Annotated in this window: 20 protein-coding genes, 1 pseudogene and 1 riboswitch; of the genes and pseudogenes, 12 read left to right on the top strand and 9 right to left on the bottom strand. The window is 71.8% G+C overall.

Annotation, left to right across the window (positions count from 1 at the left end; all coding sequences use genetic code 11):
* Nucleotides 1-52: 52 nt before the first annotated feature.
* Nucleotides 53-853 carry a histidinol-phosphatase gene (gene hisN / locus IE260_RS17650; RefSeq protein WP_189872915.1) on the bottom strand — a complete coding sequence of 267 codons (801 nt, stop codon included), beginning with the start codon at nucleotides 851-853 and terminating at the stop codon, nucleotides 53-55.
* Between the two features lie 334 nt (nucleotides 854-1,187).
* On the opposite strand from hisN, the gene IE260_RS17655 reads away from it, so the two are divergent.
* Complete coding sequence (locus IE260_RS17655) at nucleotides 1,188-1,796, top strand: TetR/AcrR family transcriptional regulator (protein WP_189873262.1); 609 nt, start codon at nucleotides 1,188-1,190, stop codon at nucleotides 1,794-1,796.
* An 18-nt stretch (nucleotides 1,797-1,814) separates the two neighbouring features.
* Here the strand turns inward: IE260_RS17655 and IE260_RS17660 are convergent, their stop codons facing one another.
* The 4 genes from IE260_RS17660 to IE260_RS17675 form a co-directional block, all read right to left on the bottom strand.
* Complete coding sequence (locus IE260_RS17660; RefSeq protein WP_030232322.1) at nucleotides 1,815-2,138, bottom strand: DMT family transporter; 324 nt, start codon at nucleotides 2,136-2,138, stop codon at nucleotides 1,815-1,817.
* 144 nt (nucleotides 2,139-2,282) lie between these two features.
* Entirely contained in the window at nucleotides 2,283-3,293 is a 1,011-nt protein-coding gene (rsgA, locus tag IE260_RS17665; protein WP_189872918.1) for a ribosome small subunit-dependent GTPase A, read from the bottom strand.
* Nucleotides 3,294-3,302: 9 nt separating this feature from the next.
* On the bottom strand, nucleotides 3,303-4,619 hold the full coding sequence (gene aroA / locus IE260_RS17670; RefSeq protein ID WP_189872922.1) for a 3-phosphoshikimate 1-carboxyvinyltransferase: 1,317 nt from the start codon (nucleotides 4,617-4,619) through the stop codon (nucleotides 3,303-3,305).
* 122 nt (nucleotides 4,620-4,741) lie between these two features.
* On the bottom strand, nucleotides 4,742-5,464 hold the full coding sequence (locus tag IE260_RS17675; protein WP_189872923.1) for a M50 family metallopeptidase: 723 nt from the start codon (nucleotides 5,462-5,464) through the stop codon (nucleotides 4,742-4,744).
* A 50-nt stretch (nucleotides 5,465-5,514) separates the two neighbouring features.
* On the opposite strand from IE260_RS17675, the gene IE260_RS17680 reads away from it, so the two are divergent.
* The 10 genes and pseudogenes from IE260_RS17680 (at nucleotide 5,515) to IE260_RS17725 (ending at nucleotide 16,258) form a co-directional block, all read left to right on the top strand.
* Complete coding sequence (locus tag IE260_RS17680; protein WP_189872924.1) at nucleotides 5,515-6,330, top strand: SOS response-associated peptidase; 816 nt, start codon at nucleotides 5,515-5,517, stop codon at nucleotides 6,328-6,330.
* 29 nt (nucleotides 6,331-6,359) lie between these two features.
* Nucleotides 6,360-7,034, top strand: coding sequence for an alpha/beta hydrolase family protein (locus IE260_RS17685; protein ID WP_189872926.1), 675 nt, complete (start codon nucleotides 6,360-6,362; stop codon nucleotides 7,032-7,034).
* Nucleotides 7,035-7,291: 257 nt separating this feature from the next.
* On the top strand, nucleotides 7,292-7,975 hold the full coding sequence (gene sigR / locus IE260_RS17690; protein ID WP_189872928.1) for an RNA polymerase sigma factor SigR: 684 nt from the start codon (nucleotides 7,292-7,294) through the stop codon (nucleotides 7,973-7,975).
* Nucleotides 7,972-8,283, top strand: coding sequence for a mycothiol system anti-sigma-R factor (gene rsrA / locus IE260_RS17695; protein ID WP_189872930.1), 312 nt, complete (start codon nucleotides 7,972-7,974; stop codon nucleotides 8,281-8,283). The genes sigR and rsrA overlap by 4 nt, the downstream gene beginning before the upstream one ends.
* Nucleotides 8,284-8,391: 108 nt before the next feature.
* Nucleotides 8,392-9,699 (top strand): annotated as a pseudogene (locus tag IE260_RS17700) (HD-GYP domain-containing protein); the annotation flags it as partial.
* Between the two features lie 656 nt (nucleotides 9,700-10,355).
* Nucleotides 10,356-11,612 (top strand): HD-GYP domain-containing protein, encoded by a 1,257-nt coding sequence (locus IE260_RS17705; RefSeq protein WP_189872932.1) that lies wholly within the window; start codon nucleotides 10,356-10,358, stop codon nucleotides 11,610-11,612.
* Between the two features lie 114 nt (nucleotides 11,613-11,726).
* Complete coding sequence (locus IE260_RS17710; protein ID WP_189872934.1) at nucleotides 11,727-12,707, top strand: tetratricopeptide repeat protein; 981 nt, start codon at nucleotides 11,727-11,729, stop codon at nucleotides 12,705-12,707.
* A gap of 151 nt (nucleotides 12,708-12,858) precedes the next feature.
* Complete coding sequence (gene def / locus IE260_RS17715) at nucleotides 12,859-13,509, top strand: peptide deformylase (protein ID WP_189872937.1); 651 nt, start codon at nucleotides 12,859-12,861, stop codon at nucleotides 13,507-13,509.
* A gap of 290 nt (nucleotides 13,510-13,799) precedes the next feature.
* On the top strand, nucleotides 13,800-14,885 hold the full coding sequence (gene cyc1 / locus IE260_RS17720) for an epi-isozizaene synthase (protein ID WP_189872938.1): 1,086 nt from the start codon (nucleotides 13,800-13,802) through the stop codon (nucleotides 14,883-14,885).
* Nucleotides 14,882-16,258: a bifunctional albaflavenone monooxygenase/terpene synthase gene (locus IE260_RS17725; protein WP_189872940.1), complete on the top strand. Its 1,377-nt coding sequence runs from the start codon at nucleotides 14,882-14,884 to the stop codon at nucleotides 16,256-16,258. Before cyc1 ends, IE260_RS17725 begins: the two co-directional genes overlap by 4 nt.
* 6 nt (nucleotides 16,259-16,264) lie before the next feature.
* Here the strand turns inward: IE260_RS17725 and IE260_RS17730 are convergent, their stop codons facing one another.
* Nucleotides 16,265-17,233: a GlxA family transcriptional regulator gene (locus IE260_RS17730; protein WP_189872942.1), complete on the bottom strand. Its 969-nt coding sequence runs from the start codon at nucleotides 17,231-17,233 to the stop codon at nucleotides 16,265-16,267.
* Nucleotides 17,234-17,325: 92 nt separating this feature from the next.
* Between IE260_RS17730 and IE260_RS17735 the strand changes: the two genes are divergently transcribed.
* Complete coding sequence (locus IE260_RS17735) at nucleotides 17,326-17,586, top strand: hypothetical protein (protein ID WP_189872944.1); 261 nt, start codon at nucleotides 17,326-17,328, stop codon at nucleotides 17,584-17,586.
* Here IE260_RS17735 and IE260_RS17740 read toward each other — a convergent pair.
* The 3 genes from IE260_RS17740 to IE260_RS17750 all read right to left on the bottom strand — a co-directional run bounded on the left by IE260_RS17740 (nucleotide 17,499) and on the right by IE260_RS17750 (nucleotide 22,235).
* Nucleotides 17,499-18,527, bottom strand: coding sequence for a ribonucleotide-diphosphate reductase subunit beta (locus IE260_RS17740; RefSeq protein ID WP_189872945.1), 1,029 nt, complete (start codon nucleotides 18,525-18,527; stop codon nucleotides 17,499-17,501). The two genes, IE260_RS17735 and IE260_RS17740, sit on opposite strands and share 88 nt — an antisense overlap.
* Entirely contained in the window at nucleotides 18,527-20,884 is a 2,358-nt protein-coding gene (locus tag IE260_RS17745) for a ribonucleoside-diphosphate reductase subunit alpha (protein ID WP_189872946.1), read from the bottom strand. Before IE260_RS17745 ends, IE260_RS17740 begins: the two co-directional genes overlap by 1 nt.
* A gap of 124 nt (nucleotides 20,885-21,008) precedes the next feature.
* Nucleotides 21,009-21,157, bottom strand: a riboswitch (cobalamin riboswitch).
* Between the two features lie 556 nt (nucleotides 21,158-21,713).
* Nucleotides 21,714-22,235 (bottom strand): GNAT family N-acetyltransferase, encoded by a 522-nt coding sequence (locus tag IE260_RS17750; RefSeq protein WP_189872947.1) that lies wholly within the window; start codon nucleotides 22,233-22,235, stop codon nucleotides 21,714-21,716.
* Between the last annotated feature and the right edge of the window lie 46 nt (nucleotides 22,236-22,281).

Genomic DNA, 22,281 nt, shown 5'->3' on the forward strand with positions numbered 1-22,281 from the left:
AGTGGGGGGACTCTCAGAGTGGCAGGCAAAGCGGAGGTCAACAAGAGGGCGCTCAGTAGCGCTGGTTGAGGTACCCCAGCAGTTCGTCGTGCAGCAGGCCGTTCGACGCCGCCGCATTGCCGCTGTGCGGGCCGGGGCGGCCGTCGAGGCCGGTGAAGTTGCCGCCGGCCTCCGTGACGATGATCGCGTTGGCGGCCATGTCCCACAGGGAGAGCTCGGGTTCGGCGCAGAGGTCGACCGAGCCCTCGGCGACCATCATGTACGGCCAGAAGTCGCCGTACGCGCGCGTGCGCCACACCTCGCGGGTCAGGTCCAGGAAGCCGTCCAGCCGGCCCTGCTCCTCCCAGCCGCTGAGCGAGGAGTACGCGAAGGAGGCGTCCGAGAGTGTCGAGACCTGCGACACGTGCAGCCGGGAGGCCGAGGTCAGGCTGCGGCCCGTGAAGGCGCCGTGGCCCTTCGCGGCCCACCAGCGGCGGCCGAGCGCCGGGGCGGAGACGAGGCCGACGACGGGCTCGTAGCCGCCCGCGCCCGCTTCCATGAGGGCGATGAGGGTGGCCCAGACGGGCACGCCGCGCACGTAGTTCTTGGTGCCGTCGATCGGGTCGACGACCCAGCGGCGGGGGCCGGTGCCCTCGACGCCGTACTCCTCGCCGAGGACCGCGTCGCGCGGGCGGGCGCGCTGCAGGTGGCCGCGGATCAGTTCCTCGGCGGCCTTGTCCGCTTCGCTCACCGGGGTCATGTCCGGCTTCGTCTCGACCTTCAGGTCGAGGGCCTTGAAGCGGTCCATCGTGGCGGCGTCGGCGGCGTCCGCGAGGACGTGGGCGAGGCGGAGGTCGTCGAGGTAGTCCGGCATGCGGCCACGGTATCCGCCGGGGGTGGGGCGGGGCCACCGGGGGCTTGGCGGGGCGTGTCCGGTCGGGGCGGGACGTGGCACGACGGGGGTGCGTCCGGCCGGCGTCGGACGGGGCGCAGGCCGAGGGTGGGGTGGGTCGCGCGGCCCGGCGCTTGCGGGGTGCCGCTGCGCCCACCCTCCCCCACTCCCGGCGTCGCTCGAGCGGGGGACCCCCGTCGCCCCAGCGGCACGACTGCCCGCGGCTGGGGCGGCTGCGGTGGTGCGAGGGGCCTTGACAGTGGTGCTGGGCCCGTCAAATCTGGGCGCAGAGTCGCTCGGCCCGACGGAGGCGATGATGCCTGCAGCCCGGGAGTCCCTGCTCGACGCCGCCTACACCGCGCTGGCGCGTCGGCCGTGGTCCGCTGTGCGGATGGTGGACGTGGCCGCGGCGGCCGGGGTGTCCCGGCAGACGCTGTACAACGAGTTCGGCAGCAAGGAAGGGCTCGCCCGGGCACTCGTCCGCAGGGAGGCCGACGGGTTCCTCGCGGGGGTGGAGCGTGCCCTCGCCGGGGCCGGAGATCCCCGTGAACGGCTCACCGCCACCGCCGAGTGGACCGCGTCGGCCGCCCGCGAGAACGCCTTGGTGCGGGCCATGCTCACCGGCTGCTGGGGCGAGCGGCTGCCCTCGCCGGCGCTGAAGGCGGTGCCGTCCTCCTCCGCCGTGCCCGCACAGCGCCGGGCCGACGGTCCGCTGCCCTCGCCCGGCGATCTCGTGGCCCTCGTCCGCGACCGTGCCGTCGCCGTCCTGTCCGGATGCGGCCTGCCCGGGCCGGACGCCGCCGACCTGTACCGCTCCTGCGAACTCGTCGTCCGTCTCGCGCTGTCCTGCGTCGCCGCCCCGCCGGGCGACGGGGGAGTGGCCGAGCTCGTACGGACCTCGCTGCCGGGCCAGTTGACGCCCTGACGCGCGACGGGCGCCGGCTCAGTGCGCCGAACCGGACAGCTGCAGTCCGATGACGCCGATGATGACCAGACTGATCGAGACGATCTTCAGCGTCGACACCAGGTCGCCGAGGAACACCATGCCGTAGATCGCGGTGCCGGCCGCGCCGATGCCGGTCCACACCGCGTACGCCGGCCCGACGTCGAGCTTCTTCAGGGAGAGGGTCAGCAGGCCGAAGCTGCCCAGCGCGAAGACGCAGAAGGCGACGGTCGGCCACAGCCGGGTGAAGCCGTGCGACAGCTTCAGGCACACGGCGAAGCCGGTCTCGAGCAACCCGGCCACTATGACGAGCAGCCACGCCATGTGTCGTCCTCCCGTAGTCCCACGAACCGCGACCGCTTCGTCAGGCTTTGCTCAGGCTTGGATCCGGCTTGGTGCGATTATGCACTTACCGAGTCGACGCGGGGGCAAACAACGCGGAGGTCAGCAGCCCTCCCGGGGCGGACGTCAGTCGCCTTCCTTCCGTTCCCGCGTCGCCAGCAGCCGGCGCAGCGAGTACAGCCGCGCCGGGTCGGCGTGCCCCTCGGTCACCCACGCGTCCAGCGCGCAGTCGGGTTCGTCGTGGCTGCACGCGCGCGGGCAGCCCTCCGTGCCGGGCTCCAGGTCGGGGAAGGCGTGGATCACACGGGACGGGTCGATGTGCGCCAGCCCGAACGACCGTACGCCCGGGGTGTCGACGACCCAGCCGTCGTCGTCCGACAGCGGCAGGGCGAGCGCGGAGGTCGTCGTGTGCCGGCCGCGGCCGGTCACCGCGTTCACGTGGCCCGTGGTGCGCCGGCGCTCCTCAGGCACGAGCGCGTTGACGAGGGTCGTCTTGCCGACGCCCGAGTGGCCCACGAAGGCCGTGATCTTGCCGTCCAGATGCTCCCGTACGCGATCGGCGGCGTCGCCGTTCTCCAGTTCCTCGCGGCTGGTGACGACGTACGGGATGTCCAACGCGCCGTAGAGGCCCAGGAGTTCGTCCGGTGCGGCGAGGTCCGACTTGGTCATCACCAGCAGTGGCGTGAGCCCGCCGTCGAACGCCGCGACCAGGCAGCGGTCGATCAGGCGGGGCCGCGGCTCGGGGTCGGCGAGGGCGGTGACGATGGCGAGTTGGTCGGCGTTGGCGACGACCACCCGCTCGTAGGGGTCGTCGTCGTCGGCCGTGCGGCGCAGCACCGACGTGCGCTCCTCGATGCGGACGATCCTCGCGAGCGTGTCCTTCTTGCCGGAGAGGTCGCCGACCAGCGCGACCCGGTCGCCGACGACCGCGGCCTTGCGGCCCAGTTCGCGGGCCTTCATCGCCATGACCGTACGGTCCTCGACGAGGCAGGTCAGCCGGCCCCGGTCGACCGTGAGGACCATGCCCTCGGCGGCGTCCTCGTGCTTGGGCCGGATGTGCGTGCGCGGGCGGTTGCCCTTGCGGTTGGGACGCGTGCGGATGTCGTCCTCGTCGGTGTGCTTGCCGTAGCGGCGCATGACGTGTCCCTACGCCCCGAGCATCCCGGTCCACAGTTCGGGGAAGTCGGGCAGGGTCTTCGCCGTCGTCGCCACGTTCTCGATCCGCACTCCTTCCACCGCGAGGCCGATGATCGCGCCGGCGGTGGCCATGCGGTGGTCCTCGTAGGTGTGGAAGATCCCGCCGTGCAGCGGGCGCGGGCGGATGTGCAGGCCGTCGGCGGTCTCGGTGACGTCACCGCCGAGTTCGTTGATCTCCTTGGTGAGCGCGGCCAGGCGGTCCGTCTCGTGCAGGCGCAGGTGCGCCACCCCGCGCAGGGTCGAGGGGGAGTCCGCGAGGGCGGCGACGGCCGCGATGCCCGGGGTGAGTTCGCCGACCTCACCGAGGTCGACGTCGATGCCGTGCACGGCACCGGAACCGGTGAACACCAGGCCGTAGTCGGTCAGTTCGCAGGAGCCGCCCATCTCGGTGAAGATCTCCCGCAGCCGGTCGCCGGGCTGGGTGGTGCGGGCCGGCCAGTCGGGGACGACGACCTTGCCGCCGGTCACCAGCGCCGCCGCGAGGAACGGCTGGGCGTTGGACAGGTCGGGCTCGATCGTCAGGTCCCGGCCGAGCAGGGCGCCGGGCGTGACCCGCCAGACGTTCGGCTCGCCGCCGGACTCCGGGGTGTCCACCTGGGCTCCGACCGAGCGCAGCATGTCCACGGTCATGCGGATGTGCGGCATGGACGGCAGCGCCGAACCGGTGTGCCGGACCTCGACGCCCTGGTTGAAACGCGGGCCGGACAGCAGCAGGGCGCTGACGAACTGGGAGGACGACGACGCGTCGATCTCCACCGGGCCGCCCTCCAGGGCGCCGCCGCCGTGCACGGTCATCGGCAGGGCACCGCGCCCGTCGTCGTCGATGCGTGCGCCGAGGACGCGCAGCGCGTCGATCACACCGTTCAGGGGACGCTCGTACGAACGCGGGTCGCCGTCGAAGCGGACCGTGCCGTCGGCGAGCGTGGCGACCGGCGGCAGGAAGCGCATGACCGTGCCGGCGTTGCCGACGTCGACCGTGGCCGGGCCGTGCAGGCCGGCCGGGATGACGCGCCAGAACTCGCCGGTGCCCTCCGGGCCGACGCCCTCCTCGATGCCCACGCCCATCGCGCGCAGCGCCTCGGCCATCAGCAGGGTGTCGCGGGAGCGCAGCGGGCGGCGCAGCCAGCCGGGCTCGGAGGCGAGGGCGGCCAGGACCAGGGCGCGGTTGGTGACCGATTTGGACCCGGGCACGTGGACCGTCGCGTCGACGGCTCCGCTCGCGTGCGGGGCGGGCCAGAGGGCGGTGTGTGCATCGTTCGGGGCCATGGGCCCCACTTTAGTGGGCGGCCGTCCTTCGGGTGCGGCGCCGCCGGGCCGGTCGCGCCCCCGCGGGCGAGCCGCACACCGCTACGGCCGCGTCCCCTGTGACCTTGCCCCTTCGCCGTGCGTCACAGCCCCAGCAGCCAGCGTCCCCCGCCGATCAGCGAGCACAGCGACACCGCGTGGAACAGGAAGAACCACACCCCCGCCGGCGCGTGCGTCAGCCGGGCCAACTGGTCCGCGTCCGAGTCGCCGGCGCCTCCCCGCGCCCGCTTGGCCTGCAGCTCGAACGCCGGGCGCACCCCGCCCAGCAGCAGGAACCACACCGCCGCGTAGGCGAACGCCGCCTGCACCTGCGGTCCGGTCAGCCAGGACACCAGGACGAAGGTGCCGCCGGTGAGGACCACCGTCAGCACCCCGTACGCGTTGCGGACCATCACCAGCAGGGCGACGAGCAGCGCCGTCGCCGCCCACAGCAGCAGCGTGATCCGTCCCGATGCCAGCAGCGCGGCGCCGCCGAGGCCCAGCAGCGGGGGAGCGGTGTAGCCGGCGGCCGCCGTCAGGATCATGCCCAGCCCGTGCGGCTTGCCGCGGCTGACGGTCAGGCCGCTGGTGTCCGAGTGCAGCGTGATGCCGGTCAGGGTGCGCCCGGTGAGCAGCGCCACCAGTCCGTGGCCGCCCTCGTGCGCGATGGTGATCGCGTTGCGGGCCAGGCGCCACAACCCGTGCGGTACGACCGCGGCGAGCGCGACGGCCAGGGTGACGATCACCACCCACAGCTCGGGGTCGGGCTGGGTGCCGGAGACCTCGTCCCAGAGGGAGGCGAGCGAGGCCGATGCGAGGTGGACCATGTCGGGTGAGGGCTCCTCGGTAGAGCGCGGGGTCTGGCAGTGTGGCACGTATGTGCGGACGGTATGCAGCGAGTCGTGGCCCCGAGGATCTCGCAGGAATCTTTGAGATCGAGAAGTGGGAGCCGCAGGAGACCCTGGAACCCGACTACAACGTGGCTCCGACCAAGGAGGTCCACGTCGTCCTGGACCGTCCTCTGAAGGACGCGCAGGACCCGAAGCCGGTTCGCCAGCTGCGCAAGCTGAAGTGGGGACTCGTGCCGTCCTGGTCCAAGACGCCCGAGGGCGGCGCCCGGATGATCAACGCGCGCGCGGAGACGGTGCACGAGAAGCCGTCGTTCCGCCGCGCCTTCGCCGCCCGGCGCTGCATCGTGCCCGCCGACGGCTACTACGAGTGGGTCACCGGCAAGCAGGAGCGCGACCTGGAGGTCGAGGGCAGGAAGAAGCGGCCACGCAAGCAGCCGTACTTCGTGACACCGGCCGACGGCTCCGTGTTCGCGATGGCCGGACTGTACGAGTTCTGGCGGGACAGGACACTGCCGGACGACCATCCGCAGGCCTGGTGGGTGACGTGCTCGGTGATCACGACCGAGGCGGAGACCACGCCGCTCGCGGTCGCCCCGGCCGACGGGCCGCGCGCGCTGGCCGACATCCACCCGCGGATGCCGCTGATGCTGACTCCCGACCGGTGGGACGCCTGGCTCGACCCGGCGCGCACGGACCCCGACGACCTGAGGTCCCTGCTGTCGCCGCCGCCCGCCGGGCTGATGCGGGCGTTCCCCGTCTCCACCGCCGTCAGCAACGTCCGCAACAACGGACCGGAACTGCTGAAGGAGCTGGACGGGCCGGAAGAGGGCACACTCTTCTGATGTGACCCGCGAGACATCGAGAGCCTGACGTGACCGGCAAGACCACTGAGACCACTCAGACGACCGCGACCACCGCGACCACCGAGAGCGTCGACACGGACGCCGGTACCGCACGCATCACCTGGCACCGGGCGAAGCGGCCCCGCCTCGTGCTGGCCGCGAGCCACGGGGCCGGCGGCGGCATCGGAGCGCGCGACCTCCAGGCACTGGCGGCCGCGCTGCCCGCGCACGGGGTGACCGTCGCCCTGGTCGAGCAGCCCTGGCGGGTGGCCGGGAAGAAGCTGGCGCCCGCGCCGAAGACCCTGGACGCCGGCTGGCGGGGCGTATGGCCCGCGCTGGCCGCGCCCGGCCTTCCGGTGATCTCCGGCGGACGCAGCGCCGGGGCCCGGGTCGCCTGCCGTACCGCCGCCGGACTGGGCGCCCACGCGGTCCTCGCCCTCAGCTTCCCGCTGCACCCGCCGGGCAGGCCCGAGAAGTCCCGCGCGGACGAGTTGCTCGGCGCCGGCGTGCCCACCCTCGTCGTGCAGGGCGGCAACGACCCGTTCGGGAAGCCGGAGGAGTTCCCCGACGGCGACCACCGGCTGATCGAGGTGCCGTACGGCGACCACGGCTTCGCCGTGCCCAAGCGGGCGGAGATCACGCAGGAGCGGGCCCTGGAGCTGATCACCGAAGGCGTTTCGGAGTGGGTCGGCTCACTCGGGTGAGGCCCCGGGAATGACGGGCGTCCGGCCACTGTTGTGGCGGACATACGTTGCTGAGAATCAGCACCGACGCCGTAGGAGAGGAAGTCCGCCGCATGGGTTCAGCCTTCTGCCCGAGTCGCAGCAGCCGCGCCGACCTGGACTGGACGGTGCTGCACGCGGCGAAGACCGCCCCTATTCGGGCGGCGGGCGGACCGGATCGTCGTCTATCCTCCGATTCGAGTGGGGCCGGTTTCGGTTCCACGACGTCACTGGAGGAGGTGGGTCCGGTCACTGGGACCGACGCAGGGACCGACAACGGCCAGGCGGAGCAGCCCGAGGGCCGGGGCACGGGCACGGAGTCGACCGCGGAGCGCAGCGCGCGCTTCGAGCGTGACGCGCTCGAGTTCCTCGACCAGATGTACTCGGCTGCCCTGCGCATGACGCGCAACCCGGCCGATGCCGAGGACCTGGTGCAGGAGACGTACGCCAAGGCGTACGCGTCGTTCCACCAGTTCCGCGAGGGCACCAACCTCAAGGCGTGGCTGTACCGGATCCTCACGAACACCTTCATCAACTCGTACCGCAAGAAGCAGCGCGAACCCCAGCGCAGCGCGGCCGAGGAGATCGAGGACTGGCAGCTCGCGCGCGCCGAGTCGCACATGTCGACCGGTCTGCGCTCCGCGGAGTCGCAGGCGCTGGATCACCTGCCCGACTCCGACGTGAAGCAGGCGCTCCAGGCGATCCCCGAGGAATTCCGCATCGCCGTGTATCTCGCGGATGTGGAGGGCTTTGCCTACAAGGAGATCGCCGACATCATGGGGACACCCATCGGTACGGTGATGTCCCGGCTGCACCGGGGCCGCCGTCAGCTGCGCGGCATGCTGGAGGACTACGCCCGTGACCGCGGTCTGGTCCCGGCCGGCGCCGGAGAGTCGAACGAAGCGAAAGGCTCGGGGTCATGAGCTGCGGAGAGCCGCACGAGACGGATTGCAGCGAGATCCTCGATCATCTCTACGAGTTCCTCGACCGTGAGATGCCGGATGCCGAGTGCACCAAGTTCGAGCATCACTTCGAGGAGTGCTCGCCGTGCCTGGAGAAGTACGGGCTCGAGCAGGCCGTGAAGAAGCTGGTCAAGCGCTGCTGCGGCCATGACGACGTGCCGGGCGACCTGCGCGCCAAGGTCATGGGCCGGATCGACCTGATCCGCTCCGGGCAGTCCGTGCCCGAGCACGACGTCACGGCCGCTCCCGCGACACCGCAGGAGTCCTGAGTTCGGCGCGTCACTCGTACGTGCTAATCCGCGGGTCATCGACCCGCGTGCCCCCCTGCCGCCGCCCTAGGCTCCGGAGCCTGACAGGCGTGGCCGGGGGGAGGGCTCATGGACGCGATACCGGGGCGGGCGCGTGCGTACGTCGCCGGTGGCGTCGTCGCCGCCCTGCTCTGCCTGCGCCCGCTGCCCGCCGTGCACACGCCCTGGGGGGCCGTGCTGCTCCTCGCCGCCCTGTACGCGGGCTGTGAGCATGTCGCACGGTCGCGTTCCGTAGGCACCTGCTACCCCGTCCTGTTCGCCGGGGCCTTCCTGCTGCCGCCGCCCGCCGCCGCGCTCGTGGCGTTGCCCGGGGTGCTGCTGGCCCCCGTGGAGCAGCCGCCCTTCGCCCTGCGGCGGATCTGGCGGGCCGCGCAGCTGATGCTGGCCGTGTGGGCCGCGGCCCGGGTCCACCGGTACCTGGGCGGGCAGGCCGCGGTCCTGGCGCCCGACTTCCCCTACGCGCTCGTGCCGGCCGGAGCCGCCGTGCTGGCGTTCTGCCTGGTGCTGACCCTGCTGGACGGCGGGATCCTGGCGCCGGCCGACCGGGTGTCCGTGGGCCGGGCCTGGTGCGGGCTGTTCGCGCGGTCGCTCGCGCCGGTCTCCGTGCACGGGCTCGTCGGGCTGATGATGGCGGTGCTGTGGCGCAGCCCGTACGGCCCCGTCGCCGCGCTGCTGGTGCTGCTGCCGATGTGCGTGGCGTGGTGGGCGTTCGCCCAGTACCACCGGGAGAGGGCCGCGCACCAGGCGACGATCCGCGCGCTGGTGCAGGCCGTCGACATCAAGGACGGCTACACGCGCGGTCACAGCGAGCGGGTCGGACAGGCGTCGATGATGATCGCCCGCGAGCTGGGCATGGACGACGAGCGGGTCGAGGTGCTCCGCTTCGCGGGCATCCTGCACGACGTGGGCAAGCTCGGGGTCCCCACCAGGCTGCTGCGCAAGGACGGGCCGCTGACGCCCGAGGAGCGTCGGGTGATCGAGCTGCATCCCGAGTACGGGCACGAGATGGTGCGCGGCATCCGCTTCCTCGGGGAGGCGCGGGCCGCCGTCCTGCACCACCACGAACGGCTGGACGGCAGCGGCTACCCCTACGGGCTGGCCGGCGCCCAGATCCCGGAGTCGGCACGGGTGGTGGCCGTCGCCGACGCGTTCGACGCGATGACGTCCACCCGGTCCTACAGCCGCGCCCGGCCCGTCGAGGCCGCGGTGGAGGAACTCCAGCGGTGCGCGGGGGCGCAGTTCGACGCGCGGATGGTGGGGGCGTTGGTGCGGGCGCTGGACCGGCACGGATGGCGCCCCGCGGTGACGGCGGACGGCCCCCCGCCCACCGCACCCCCGCCGACGCCGCCACCCTCGCCCGATCGGACCGGGCGCCCCGTTCCCGACTCGTCCGTGCGGCCGTCGTCGGGTTCGGTCGGGGGGTCGTCGTCGGGTGTGGTGGTGCGTTCCTCGTCTGATCCGGCGGGGCGGGCGTTGTCGGGTGGGGCTGGGCGTTTCGTGCCCGATTCGGCTGTGCGGCCGTCGTCGGGTTCGGTCGGGGGGTCGTCGTCGGGTGTGGTGGTGCGTTCCTCGTGCGATCCGGCGGGGCGGGCGTTGTCGGGTGGGGCTGGGCGTTTCGTGCCCGATTCGGATGTGCGGCCGTCGTCGGGCTCGACTGTGCGGCCGTCGTCCGATGCCATGGTGCTGCCGTCGTCCGATCCGACCGGGCGGCCCTCGCCCGGCTCGGCCGAGCGGCCGTCGTCGGCCGATGCGGTCGCGGGGGCGTCCTGGCCCGGGCGGAGCGGTGCGGGGACGTCGTCGGAGCGGGCTGGTGGGCGGGCTTCGGTCGGTCCGAGTGGTGTGCGGTCGTCGTCGGGGCGGGACGGTGCGGGGGCTTCGTCCGACCCGGCCCGTGGGCGGTCCGAGGACAGGTGGAGCGGTGCGGGGGACCCGTCCGGTGCGGGCGAGGCGCGGTCCGCGCGGGATCCGGCCGGTGCACGGCCCTCGTCAGAGCCGAGCGCCGCGCGACCCCGCGGCGTGGGCCGGAGCGGGTCATGAGGCCGGTGCGACTTCCTCCGGTCCTCCCCGCGATCCACGTCTGCGCGGGCCTCGTCGCGCTCTCCTGCCTCGCCTCCGTCCTGTGGACCGGACTGGAGGACCGCCCCGTCGCCCTCGCCTTCGGTGCCCTCGTCACCCTGGGGGAGCTGACCCGCCGCACCGCGACCGAGGCCCGGGAGGCGGCGCCGCTCGGAGCGGCGGGTGCCCTGGCGTACGCCCTGCTCGGCGAGGACGCCGGGCGGCCCGCCCAGCACGGCGTCGCCCAGACCGTCACCGTGGTGCTCGCGGCCTCGCTGCTCGGCAGCGTGCCGCACATCGCGCGCGGTGGCGGGCCCGTGCTGGACCAGGTGGCGCGGCGTGTGCTCACCGTCGCCTTCGCCGCCGTGTGCTTCCAGCCGCTGTCCAGCCAGGGTGTCTTCCGCGACTGGGGCGGCCCCGCCCACGCGCTGCTCCTGCTCGCGCTGCTCGCCGTGACCGCGCTGTGCGACGCCGTGCTCGCCGCGGCACCCGCGCACGCGCGCACCGGGTGGCCCTTCGGACCGCTGCTGCGCGAGGAACTGCGCGGCATGGTCGGGATCACCTCCGCCGTGTGCGCGACGGGAGCGGTGATGGCACTCGCGGTGGCCGTCGCCGGGCTGTGGGCGCTGCCCGTCTTCTCCGTGCCGCTGCTGCTCACCCAGCTGTCCTACCGCCGCTACGCCGCCGTGAGGGCCACCTACCGGCAGACCATCGCCTCCCTCGCCCGGGCCACCGAGATCGCCGGCTACACCCCGGCCGGGCACGCCCGGCGCGTCGCCGAACTCGGCGTGGCCGTCGGGCGTGACCTGGGCCTGTCCGGGCCGGACCTGACCGTGCTGGAGTACGCGGCCCTCATGCACGACATCGGGCAGCTCAGCCTGGTCGACCCGGTTCCGGCCGGCGCCACCGCCGGCCTGCCCGCCGCGCAGCAGCGGCGGATCGCGCTGCTCGGCGGGGCGGTCGTCCGCCAGACCGGGGTCGACGCGGCGGTCGCGGTCGTGGTGGAGAGGCAGGCCGACCCCTGCCGGGAGCAGCCGGTCGCCGCGCGGATCGTACGGGCCGTGAACGCCTACGAGGAGAAGGCGCGGGACGCCGGTCCCCAGGGTGCCCTCACGGCGCTGGAGGAACTGCGTCTGGCCACCGCGGGTGACTACGCTCCCGAGGTCGTGGAGTCACTCGCACGGGTACTCTCGCGGGGCCGGCCCGGGCTGTCTGACCCTGCCCGAGCTGGGTAACCCATGGGTAATGAGCGCGCTTCCAGCCGCACGTGGTTGGATGCGAAGGAGAGGGTGTCCGGGGGCGCAGCAAGGCACAGCCAGCCCACTGAACGGAACTGGCAGGCGGGAATCGTGAGGATCTTCGGCAAGGGACGGCACCGGCCCTCCGCCTCCTGGCGGCAGGCCACCGACCGCGCGTTCACGCTGATCGGCGACGGTCGGTACGAGGACGCCGGCGCACTGCTGACGCGGGCCGCCGACCTGGAACCCTGGCTGTCGGAGTCGTGGTTCAACCTCGCCCTGCTGCACAAGTTCCGGCACGACTGGGAGCAGGCCAGGGCGGCGGGCCTGCGGGCCGTGGCGCTGCTCGACCGGGACACCGGGGCGCCCGACTGGTGGAACGTCGGCATCGCCGCCACCGCCCTGCAGGACTGGCCGCTGGCCCGGCGGGCCTGGCAGGCGTACGGGCTGCGCACGCCGGGGGACGCGACGGACTCCGGCGAGCCGCTCGGCATGGACCTCGGCAGCGCGGCCGTACGGCTGTCCCCGGAAGGGGAGGCCGAGGTGGTGTGGGGGCGGCGGCTGGACCCCGCCCGGATCGAGGTGCTGTCCATTCCGCTGCCGTCCTCGGGGCGGCGCTGGGGCGAGGTCGTGCTGCACGACGGAGTGCCGCACGGCGAGCGGACCACCGCCGCCGGGCACGCCTACCCGGTCTTCGACGAGATCGAGCTGTGGGCGCCGTCGCCCGTGCCGACCTGGGTGGTGCTGCTGGAGGCCGCCACCGAGTCCGACCGGGACGCGCTGGAGCAGCTCGCCGCCGACGCCGGCTTCGCCGCCGAGGACTGGTCGTCCTCCGTACGTCTGCTGTGCCGGATGTGCTCGGAGTCCCGGATGCCGTCCGACGAGGGCGACGGTGAGCACCTCGACCCGCACGATCACAGCGAACCGGGCCACCCGGGGCCGCTCGGCCACCGCACGGACGGGCAGCTGTGGGTGCCGGAGCGGGAGTGCGGGGTGGCCGCGCCGGCTGCGCTGGTGAGGGGGTTGCTGGACGGGTGGGTCGCGGACAGCCCGGATTCGCGCGACTGGCGGGATCTTGAAGAGGTCTGCTGAGAGCCGTTGCCGACAGCGGGTCCGTCGTGGCTGGTCGCGCCCAGGCGGCGGAGCCGCACAGCGACACAGTCCCGCGCCCTGAGGGGCGCTCCCCCCGTACCCTGTATCAGGCATCGAACCCGGGTTTCACTCAGGAAGGCATTCGTCGGTCATGGCGCAGCAGGACACCGATCAGCAGCACGCGGGCGTGCTCCCCGTGGACGACGAGGGCTTCGTCGTCGACACCGAGGACTGCGAGGAGCGCGAGACCGCCTGGCGTGAGCGCGGCACCTCGCGTCCGATCACGGTGGTCGGGAACCCGGTCCTGCACAAGGAGTGCAAGGACGTCACCGAGTTCGGGGACGAGCTCCAGCAGCTGGTCGCGGACATGTTCGCCAGCCAGCGCACCGCCGAGGGCGTGGGCCTGGCCGCCAACCAGATCGGCGTCGACAAGAAGGTCTTCGTCTACGACTGCCCCGACGACGAGGGCGTCCGGCACGTCGGCGTGGTCTGCAACCCCAAGCTCGTCGAACTGCCCGCCGACCGGCGCCGGCTGGACGACAGCAACGAGGGTTGCCTGTCCGTGCCGACCGCCTACGCGCCGCTCGCCCGCCCCGACTACGCCGAGGTGACCGGGCAGGACGAGAAGGGCAACCCGATCAAGGTGCGCGGTACCGGATACTTCGCGCGGTGCCTGCAGCACGAGACCGACCACCTGTACGGGTACCTCTACATCGACCGGCTCTCCAAGCGCGAACGCAAGGACGCGCTGCGGCAGATGGCCGAGAACGAGCCGCGCTACCCGGTGGTCGCGAACGACTGAGACCGCCCCACCGGCCCCACCATCCTCGCGCGCACGGCGCCTGTTCGGGAACACCTCCCGCAGCAGGCGCCGTTCGTCTGTCCGTCACCTGTTCGATCCCGCACGCTCTTCCGCTGATCCCAAACCTGTCACACAACAGGAGAATTCAGGCATCACGGGGTAGTGAATGGAGCAAATCCGTTCCCAGAACGGTCAGTTGTGGTGCTGAATAGGAAGTGTGGGGATACGCAACGGCGCACGCCCCGCACAACCGGAGGGGTGCGCCACCGGCGGCTGAGAGGGGTTTGTTCGTGCATGCTTTCTCACACGGCACCACAGCGGCACCGACGGCGATCGCGGTACCACCACAGCTTTCACTCCCGGTGATCGAGGCGGCCTTTCCCCGGCAACTGCACCCGTATTGGCCGAGGCTCCAGGAGAAGACCCGCACCTGGCTGCTCGAAAAGCGCCTCATGCCGGCGGACAAGGTGGAGGAATATGCCGATGGCCTGTGCTACACGGACCTCATGGCGGGGTACTACCTGGGCGCCCCCGACGAGGTCCTCCAGGCGATAGCGGACTACAGCGCGTGGTTCTTCGTCTGGGACGACCGGCACGACCGCGACATCGTCCACCGCCGCCCTGCCGCCTGGCGGAGGCTGCGGGACCGGCTGCACACGGCTCTCGACTCCCCCGGGGACCATCTGCGTCACGAGGACGCGCTGGTCGCCGGGTTCGCCGACAGCGTGCAGCGCCTGTACGCGTTCCTGCCGGCGACGTGGAACGCCCGGTTCGCCCGGCACTTCCACACGGTGATCGAGGCCTACGACCGGGAGTTCCACAACCGGACCCACGGAATCGTGCCCGGCGTCGAGGAGTACCTCGAACTGCGCCGGCTCACCTTCGCCCACTGGATCTGGACCGACCTGCTGGAGCCGAGCGCGGGCTGCGAACTCCCGGACAGCGTAAGGAAACACCCCGCATATCGCCGGGCGGCGCTGTTGAGCCAGGAATTCGCCGCCTGGTACAACGACCTCTGCTCGCTGCCGAAGGAAATAGCGGGCGACGAGGTGCACAATCTCGGAATCAGCCTCATCACGCATGAGGGGCTGACTCTGGAGGAAGCCGTCGTAGAAGTCCGGCGACGCGTCGAGGAATGCATCACGGAATTCATCGTGGTGGAAAGGGAGGTGTTACGGTTCGCCGACGAACTCGCCGACGGAACCGTGCGCGGAAAAGAACTGAGCGGCGCCGTGCGCGCCTGCGTCGGCAATATGCGGAACTGGTTCAGTTCCGTCTACTGGTTCCACCACGAGTCCGGCCGGTACATGGTCGACAGCTGGGACGACCGGTCCACGCCCCCGTACGTCAACAACGAAGCGGCAGGTGAGAAATGACCGTCGAGTCCGTCAACCCCGAGACCCGGGCGGAGCCGGCGACGGAGCTGCGCGAGCCGCCCCTGGCCGGCGGCGGCGTCCCGCTCCTCGGCCACGGCTGGAAGCTCGCCCGCGACCCGCTGGCCTTCATGGCCCAGCTGCGCGACCACGGCGACGTCGTCCGCATCAAGCTCGGCCCGAAGACCGTGTACGCGGTCACCACCCCAGCCCTCACCGGCGCCCTGGCGCTGAGCCCCGACTACCACATCGCCGGACCGCTGTGGGAGTCCCTGGAGGGCCTGCTCGGCAAGGAGGGCGTGGCGACCGCCAACGGCCCGCTGCACCGGCGCCAGCGGCGCACCATCCAGCCGGCCTTCAAGCTCGACGCCATCCCGGCCTACGGGCCGATCATGGAGGAGGAGGCGCACGCGCTCACCGAGCGGTGGCAGCCCGGCCGGACCATCGACGCCACCTCCGAGTCCTTCCGCGTCGCCGTGCGCGTCGCGGCCCGCTGCCTGCTGCGCGGCCAGTACATGGACGAGCGCGCCGAGCGCCTGTGCGTCGCCCTCGCCACCGTCTTCCGGGGCATGTACCGGCGCATGGTGGTCCCGCTCGGACCGCTCTACCGGCTGCCGCTGCCCGCCAACCGGGAATTCAACAGCGCCCTGGCCGATTTGCATCTCCTGGTCGACGAGATCATCGCCGAGCGCCGCGCATCCGGTCAAAAGCCGGACGATTTGCTGACGGCATTGCTGGAAGCAAAGGACGACAATGGCGACCCGATCGGGGAACAGGAGATCCACGACCAGGTCGTCGCGATACTCACCCCCGGCAGTGAAACCATCGCCTCCACGATCATGTGGTTGCTGCAGGCACTTGCCGAACACCCGGAACACACCGACCGCATCCGCGACGAAGTGGAAGCTGTCACCGGTGGGCGCCCCGTGGCATTCGAGGACGTCCGCAAGCTCACGCACACCGCCAATGTCATCGTCGAGGCGATGCGTTTGCGTCCCGCCGTATGGGTATTGACGCGCCGAGCGGTGGTCGACACGGAACTCGGTGACTATCGCATTCCGGCCGGGTCCGACATCATCTACAGCCCGTACGCCATCCAGCGCGATCCGAAGTCGTACGCCGCTCACCTGGAGTTCGACCCCGACCGTTGGCTTCCGGAGCGCGTGAAGGACCTGCCGAAATACGCCATGAGGCCGTTCAGCCTGGGCAACCGCAAGTGCCCCAGCGACCACTTCTCGATGGCGCAGCTCACCCTGATCACGGCGGCGCTGGCCACCAAGTACCGCTTCGAGCAGGTCCCGGGCTCGAACGACGCCGTCCGCGTGGGCATCACCCTTCGTCCCCACGACCTGCTGGTCAGGCCCGTGGCGAGGTGAGGCGGCTCAGGCGGCGGCCTCCGGGCCCCGGAAGGTGCGCCGGTAGGCGTGCGGGGTGGTGCCCAGAGCCCTGACGAACTGGTGCCTGAGGGCCGCCGCCGTACCGAAGCCGGTGCGCCAGGCGATCGCGTCCATCGTCTCGTCCGTCGCCTCCAGCAGCCGCTGGGCCAGCAGCACGCGCTGGCGCAGGATCCAGCGGTAGGGAGTCGTACCCGTCTCCTGCTGGAAGCGGCGGGCGAAGGTGCGCGGGGACATGTGCGCACGGGCGGCGAGCTGCTCGACGGTGACCTCCTGGTCGAGGTGCCGTTCCATCCAGGCCAGCACCTCGCCGACGGTGTCGCAGGCGGAGCGCGGCAGCGGCCGCTCGATGTACTGCGCCTGTCCGCCGGCCCGGTGCGGCGGTACGACCATGCGCCGGGCGATCTTGTTGGCGACCTCCGGCCCCTGCTCCTTGCGGACGATGTGCAGACAGGCGTCGATCCCGGCGGCCGTGCCCGCGGAGGTGATCACCGGGTCCTCGTCGACGTAGAGCACGTCCGGCGCCACGGCCGCCCGCGGGAACTGCCGGGCCAGCTCGGCGGCGTGGTGCCAGTGCACCGCGCACCGCCGCCCGTCCAGCAGCCCGGCGGCGCCCAGCACGAAGACCCCCGAGCACACGCTCAGCACCCGCGCGCCCCGGTCCACGGCCCGCCGCAGGGCGTCCAGCAGCTCGGGCGGATACTCCCGGCGGGCGTAGTCGCTCCCGGCCGGCACGGCGATCAGGTCCGCCTCGTCGAGCCGGTCGAGACCGTACGGCGTGGAGACGCTCAGCCCGCCGACGTGGGTGCTCAGCGCGGGGCCCTCCGCGGAGACCACCGCGAAGTCGTACACCGGCAGTCCGTCGTCGCTGCGGTCGATGCCGAATACCTCGCAGACCACGCCGAGTTCGAAGGGATGCACACCGTCCAGCAGGACCGTGGCCACGTTCTGCAGCATGCCGCCAGTGTGCCTCGGGAGTGGCAGGAAATCGAGGGCCTACGGCAGTCCTGCCACTCCCGGTAAGGAGTATCCGGCGCGACAGTGGTGTCATGACCGGAGAACAGACGGAAGCCCTGATCGGAATGCTCGTGACCTTCGGACTCCTGGTCCTCATGGTCCTCCCCTCGCTGACCGGCATCGTGCGCGACCGGCGCATCGACCGTCAGCTCAGGGAGGCCCAGGAGGGCGCCCGGGAGGCCGGGAGGAAGGAGGCGCAGAAGACTCAGAAGTCCTCGGACAGGTCGACGGTGCCCTCCACCGCCACCTGGTACGCCGAGGGACGCCGCTCGAAGAAGTTGGTCAGCTCCTGAACCCCCTGGAGCTCCATGAAGGAGAAGGGGTTCTCGGAGCCGTACACCGGGGCGAAGCCGAGCCGCGTCAGACGCTGATCGGCCACGCACTCCAGGTACTGCCGCATCGAGTCGGTGTTCATGCCCGGGAGGCCGTCACCGCACAGGTCGCGCGCGAACTGCAGCTCGGCCTCGACGGCCTCCCCCAGCATGTCGGTGACCTGCTGCCGGAGCGCGTCGTCGAAGAGCTCCGGCTCCTCCTTGCGCACGGTGTCGACCACGTCGAAGGCGAAGGACATGTGCATCGTCTCGTCCCGGAACACCCAGTTGGTGCCGGTGGCCAGACCGTGCAGCAGGCCCCGGCTGCGGAACCAGTACACGTAGGCGAAGGCGCCGTAGAAGAACAGGCCCTCGATGCACGCGGCGAAGCAGATGAGGTTGAGCAGGAAGCGGCGCCGGTCGGCCCGGGTCTCCAGGCGGTCGATCTCCTCCACCGAGTCCATCCACGTGAAGCAGAACTCGGCCTTCTCCCGGATGGAGGGGATGTTCTCCACGGCCGCGAACGCGGCGGCGCGGTCGTCCGGGTCGGGGAGGTAGGTGTCCAGCAGGGTCAGATAGAACTGGACGTGGACGGCCTCCTCGAAGAGCTGGCGGGACAGGTACAGCCGCGCCTCGGGGGAGTTGATGTGCTTGTACAGGGTCAGCACCAGGTTGTTCGCCACGATCGAGTCGCCGGTGGCGAAGAAGGCGACCAGCCGGCCGATGAGGTGCTGCTCGGCCGGGCTGAGCCTGGCGAGGTCGGCCACGTCCGAGTGGAGGTCGACCTCCTCCACGGTCCAGGTGTTCTTGATGGCGTCCCGGTAGCGCTCGTAGAAGTCCGGGTAGCGCATGGGGCGCAGGGTCAGCTCGAAGCCGGGGTCGAGCAGGTTCTTGGTCGTGCCGGACGGGGTTTCGGTGGTCATTACTGGCAGGCCTCGCAGGACTCGGGGTTTTCCAGGGAGCAGGCGACCGCTTCGGGGTCCGGGGTGGCCTGCACGGGGACGGCGGCGCGGGCCGCGCGGGCGATGCGGGTCGCCGGGCGCGAGCGCAGGTAGTACGTGGTCTTCAGGCCCTGCTTCCAGGCGTACGCGTACATCGAGGAGAGCTTCCCGATGGTCGGCGTCTCCATGAACAGGTTCAGGGACTGTGCCTGGTCGAGGTACGGCGTGCGGGCGGCGGCCATGTCGATCAGGCCGCGCTGCGGGATCTCCCAGGCGGTGCGGTACAGCCTGCGCACGTCCTCGGGGATCCAGGCGAAGTCCTGCACCGAGCCGTTCGCCTCGCGCAGCGCCTCACGGGTGCGGGCGTCCCACACGCCGAGCTGCTTGAGGTCGTTCACCAGGTAGGAGTTGACCTGGAGGAACTCGCCGGACAGCGTCTCGCGCTTGAACAGGTTGGACACCTGCGGCTCGATGCACTCGTAGACGCCCGCGATGGAGGCGATCGTGGCGGTGGGCGCGATCGCGAGGAGCAGGGAGTTGCGCAGGCCGGTCGCGGCGATGCGGGTCCGCAGGGCCGCCCAGCGCTCGGGCCAGGCCGGCTCGACACCGTAGTGGTCGGGGTGCAGGACGCCCCGGGCCGTACGGGTCTTCTCCCACGCCGGCAGCGGGCCGTTGCGCTCGGCGAGGTCCGCGGAGGTCTCGTAGGCGGCGAGCATGATCCGCTCGGCGATACGGGTGGAGAGGGCACGCGCCTCGGGGGAGTCGAAGGGCAGCCGCAGCTGGAAGAAGACGTCCTGGAGGCCCATCGCACCGAGGCCCACCGGACGCCAGCGGGCGTTGGAGCGGCCCGCCTGCTCGGTCGGGTAGAAGTTGATGTCGACGACCCGGTCCAGGAAGGTCACGGCGGTACGGACCGTGGCGTCCAGCCGCTCCCAGTCGATGTCCCCGCCGGCCACGAAGGCGCCGAGGTTGACCGAGCCCAGATTGCAGACGGCCGTCTCCCCGTCGTCCGTGACCTCCAGGATCTCCGTGCAGAGGTTGGAGGAGTGGACGACGTGACCGGGCTCCGCGGTCTGGTTGGCGGTGCGGTTGGCGGTGTCCTTGAAGGTCATCCAGCCGTTGCCGGTCTGTGCGAGGGTGCGCATCATGCGGCCGTACAGCTCACGGGCGGGGAGGGTCTTCTTCGCCAGACCCCTCGCCTCGGCCTCCCGGTAGGCCGCGTCGAACTCCTCGCCCCACAGGTCGACCAGCTCGGGCACGTCGGAGGGGGAGAACAGCGACCACTGCCCGTCGGCGTCCACCCGGCGCATGAACTCGTCCGGGATCCAGTGCGCGAGGTTCAGGTTGTGCGTGCGGCGGGCGTCCTCGCCGGTGTTGTCCCGCAGCTCCAGGAACTCCTCGATGTCCGCGTGCCAGGTCTCCAGGTAGACCGCCGCCGCCCCCTTGCGGCGGCCGCCCTGGTTCACCGCGGCGACCGAGGCGTCCAGCGTCTTCAGGAACGGGACGATGCCGTTGGAGTGCCCGTTGGTGCCGCGGATCAGCGAACCGCGGGCGCGGACGCGGGAGTAGGCGATGCCGATGCCGCCGGCGTGCTTGGAGAGGCGGGCGACCTGGAGGTAGCGCTCGTAGATCGAGTCCAGCTCGTCCTTGGGGGAGTCCAGGAGGTAGCAGGACGACATCTGGGCGTGCCGGGTACCGGAGTTGAACAGGGTGGGGGAGGAGGGCAGATAGTCCAGGCGGCTCATCAGCCCGTAGAGCGCGGCCACTTCGCGGGCGGACCGCTCGGTGTCGTCCTCGGCGAGGCCGGCGGCGACGCGCAGCAGGAAGTGCTGGGGCGTCTCGACGACCTTGCGGGTGATCGGGTGCCGGAGCAGATAGCGGCTGTACAGCGTGCGCAGGCCGAAGTAGCCGAACCGGTCGTCGGCGTCCGGGTCGATCAGCGCGTCCAGCCGGTCCGCGTGCAGCCGGACGAAGGCGGCCGTGCGGTCGGCGATCAGGCCCTCGCGGTGGCCGGTGGCGACGGACTCGGTGAAGCTCGTGACGCCCTGGGAGGCGGCCTCGGCGCGGATGCCGATGGTCAGCAGCCGGGCGGCCAGCCGGGAGTAGGCGGGGTCCTCCGAGATCAGGCCGGCCGCGGCCTCCGTGGCCAGCTCCCGCAGCTCCGTCTCGTCGGCGTGCGCGGACCGGCCGCGCAGTGCGGCGGCGGCGACCCGGCCGGGGTCGGTGTCGGGGAGGTCGGCGGTCAGCCCGGTCAGGGTCCGCAGCAGCGCGGCACCGGGTCCGTCGGGTTCCTCGGTCACCGGGGTCGCTGAAGCCGGATCGGCTGGCGCGATGGTCACGTGGGGCTCTCCCTCGCTCGGCACGGGGCCTGGCGGAGGGCAGGGGGCAGCTCACGAGCGCGCACGGCGTCGCGTCCACCGGCCCACTCCACGAGGCCCGGACGTCATGGCACCCGGACCGGGACGGCCGGGCGCACTGTCGGCAGGTCCTCGGACTGAAGCCTGGGCGGGCTCACGTGAAAACACAGCTACGCGAACACGCACAAGTACACCGTTGCGGGACAGTTCCGGATTCGCACCGGATTCCCCTGCGGCGACAGCGAGCATGAGCATACATCTTGTGCCGGGTTCCGGTGACACCCCCAGATGTTGTGTCTCGTAGGCTTCAGCTCATTCTTGCGAGGAATCCCAGGGCTTCAGCCCCGGGAGAAATCGCATCCTCGTGCACCGCGCGCAGCGCCGCGGTGTCGTTGTGCGCGTCCGGCCGCGCAGCGGCCGGTCTTGCTCCCTGTCGGGGTTGCGGGGTAGGGGGGCCCTGGGGCGGGGGTGCCACTCGTTGGGGTGGTGCGTGGGGAACGTGTGGTGGGCTGTCGTGCAGATGTCCACGATCGGTGATCGTGAAGCTGGTGGTGCAGGTCGGACTGCTGCCGACGCCGGTGCAGGCGGCGGCCCTGAAGGCGACCCTGCGTGCCTGCAATCAGGCGGCGACCTGGGCGAGTGAGGTGGCCTTCGAACACGGGGAGTTCAAGAACTTCACCCTGTGCAAGCGGGAGTTGTGGCGACGCGGGGCCCCGCCAACGGCCCCTGCCCCACCTCCGCAACAGCGGGCCGGGGCTGGACGCAAACGCGGCATCACCGCCAGTGATGCCCGTTGTGCAAGCCAGGGACTTCAGTCCCGGGTCGTTGACAGGGTCAACTCGTAGGTGAGGAGAGTGATGTCGTCCAGGTCCGGGAGCGGGTTCCAGTCCCGCTCCGGGGTGCGGACGAAGCCCAGACGTTCGTAGATCCGGTGCGCGGCGCGCATCGTGCGCTGGGTCGACAGCACCAGACGCTCACAGCCCCCGACGGTCCGGGCGCGGTCGACGCAGGAGCGCACCAGGGCCTCGCCGACGCCGCGTCCGCGTGCCTCCCGGGCGACGGCGAGCATGCGTATCTCGGCCTCGCCGGGCGCGGCGATGTCGGCCATGGGGCCGCCGGACGGCACGAACGTGACGCCGCCCAGGACCCGGTCGTCCGCCGCGGCGACCAGCACCTCGGCGGCGGCCGCCCGCTTGGCCACGTCCCGCAGTTCGCGGAGGTACGCGTCGCTCTCCCCGAAGTCGAGGAGGCCGTCATGGAGGTATGCCTGCGCGGTGATCTCGCCGAGGGTGCCGTACTCGCCGGGTGCCGCCTGCCGGATGACGATGTCCATGGGGGCGAGTGTGCCGGACGGGTACGACGACGGGCCGCCGGATTTC

The organism is Streptomyces viridiviolaceus (genome assembly GCF_014650995.1).
GTDB lineage: Bacteria > Actinomycetota > Actinomycetes > Streptomycetales > Streptomycetaceae > Streptomyces > Streptomyces viridiviolaceus.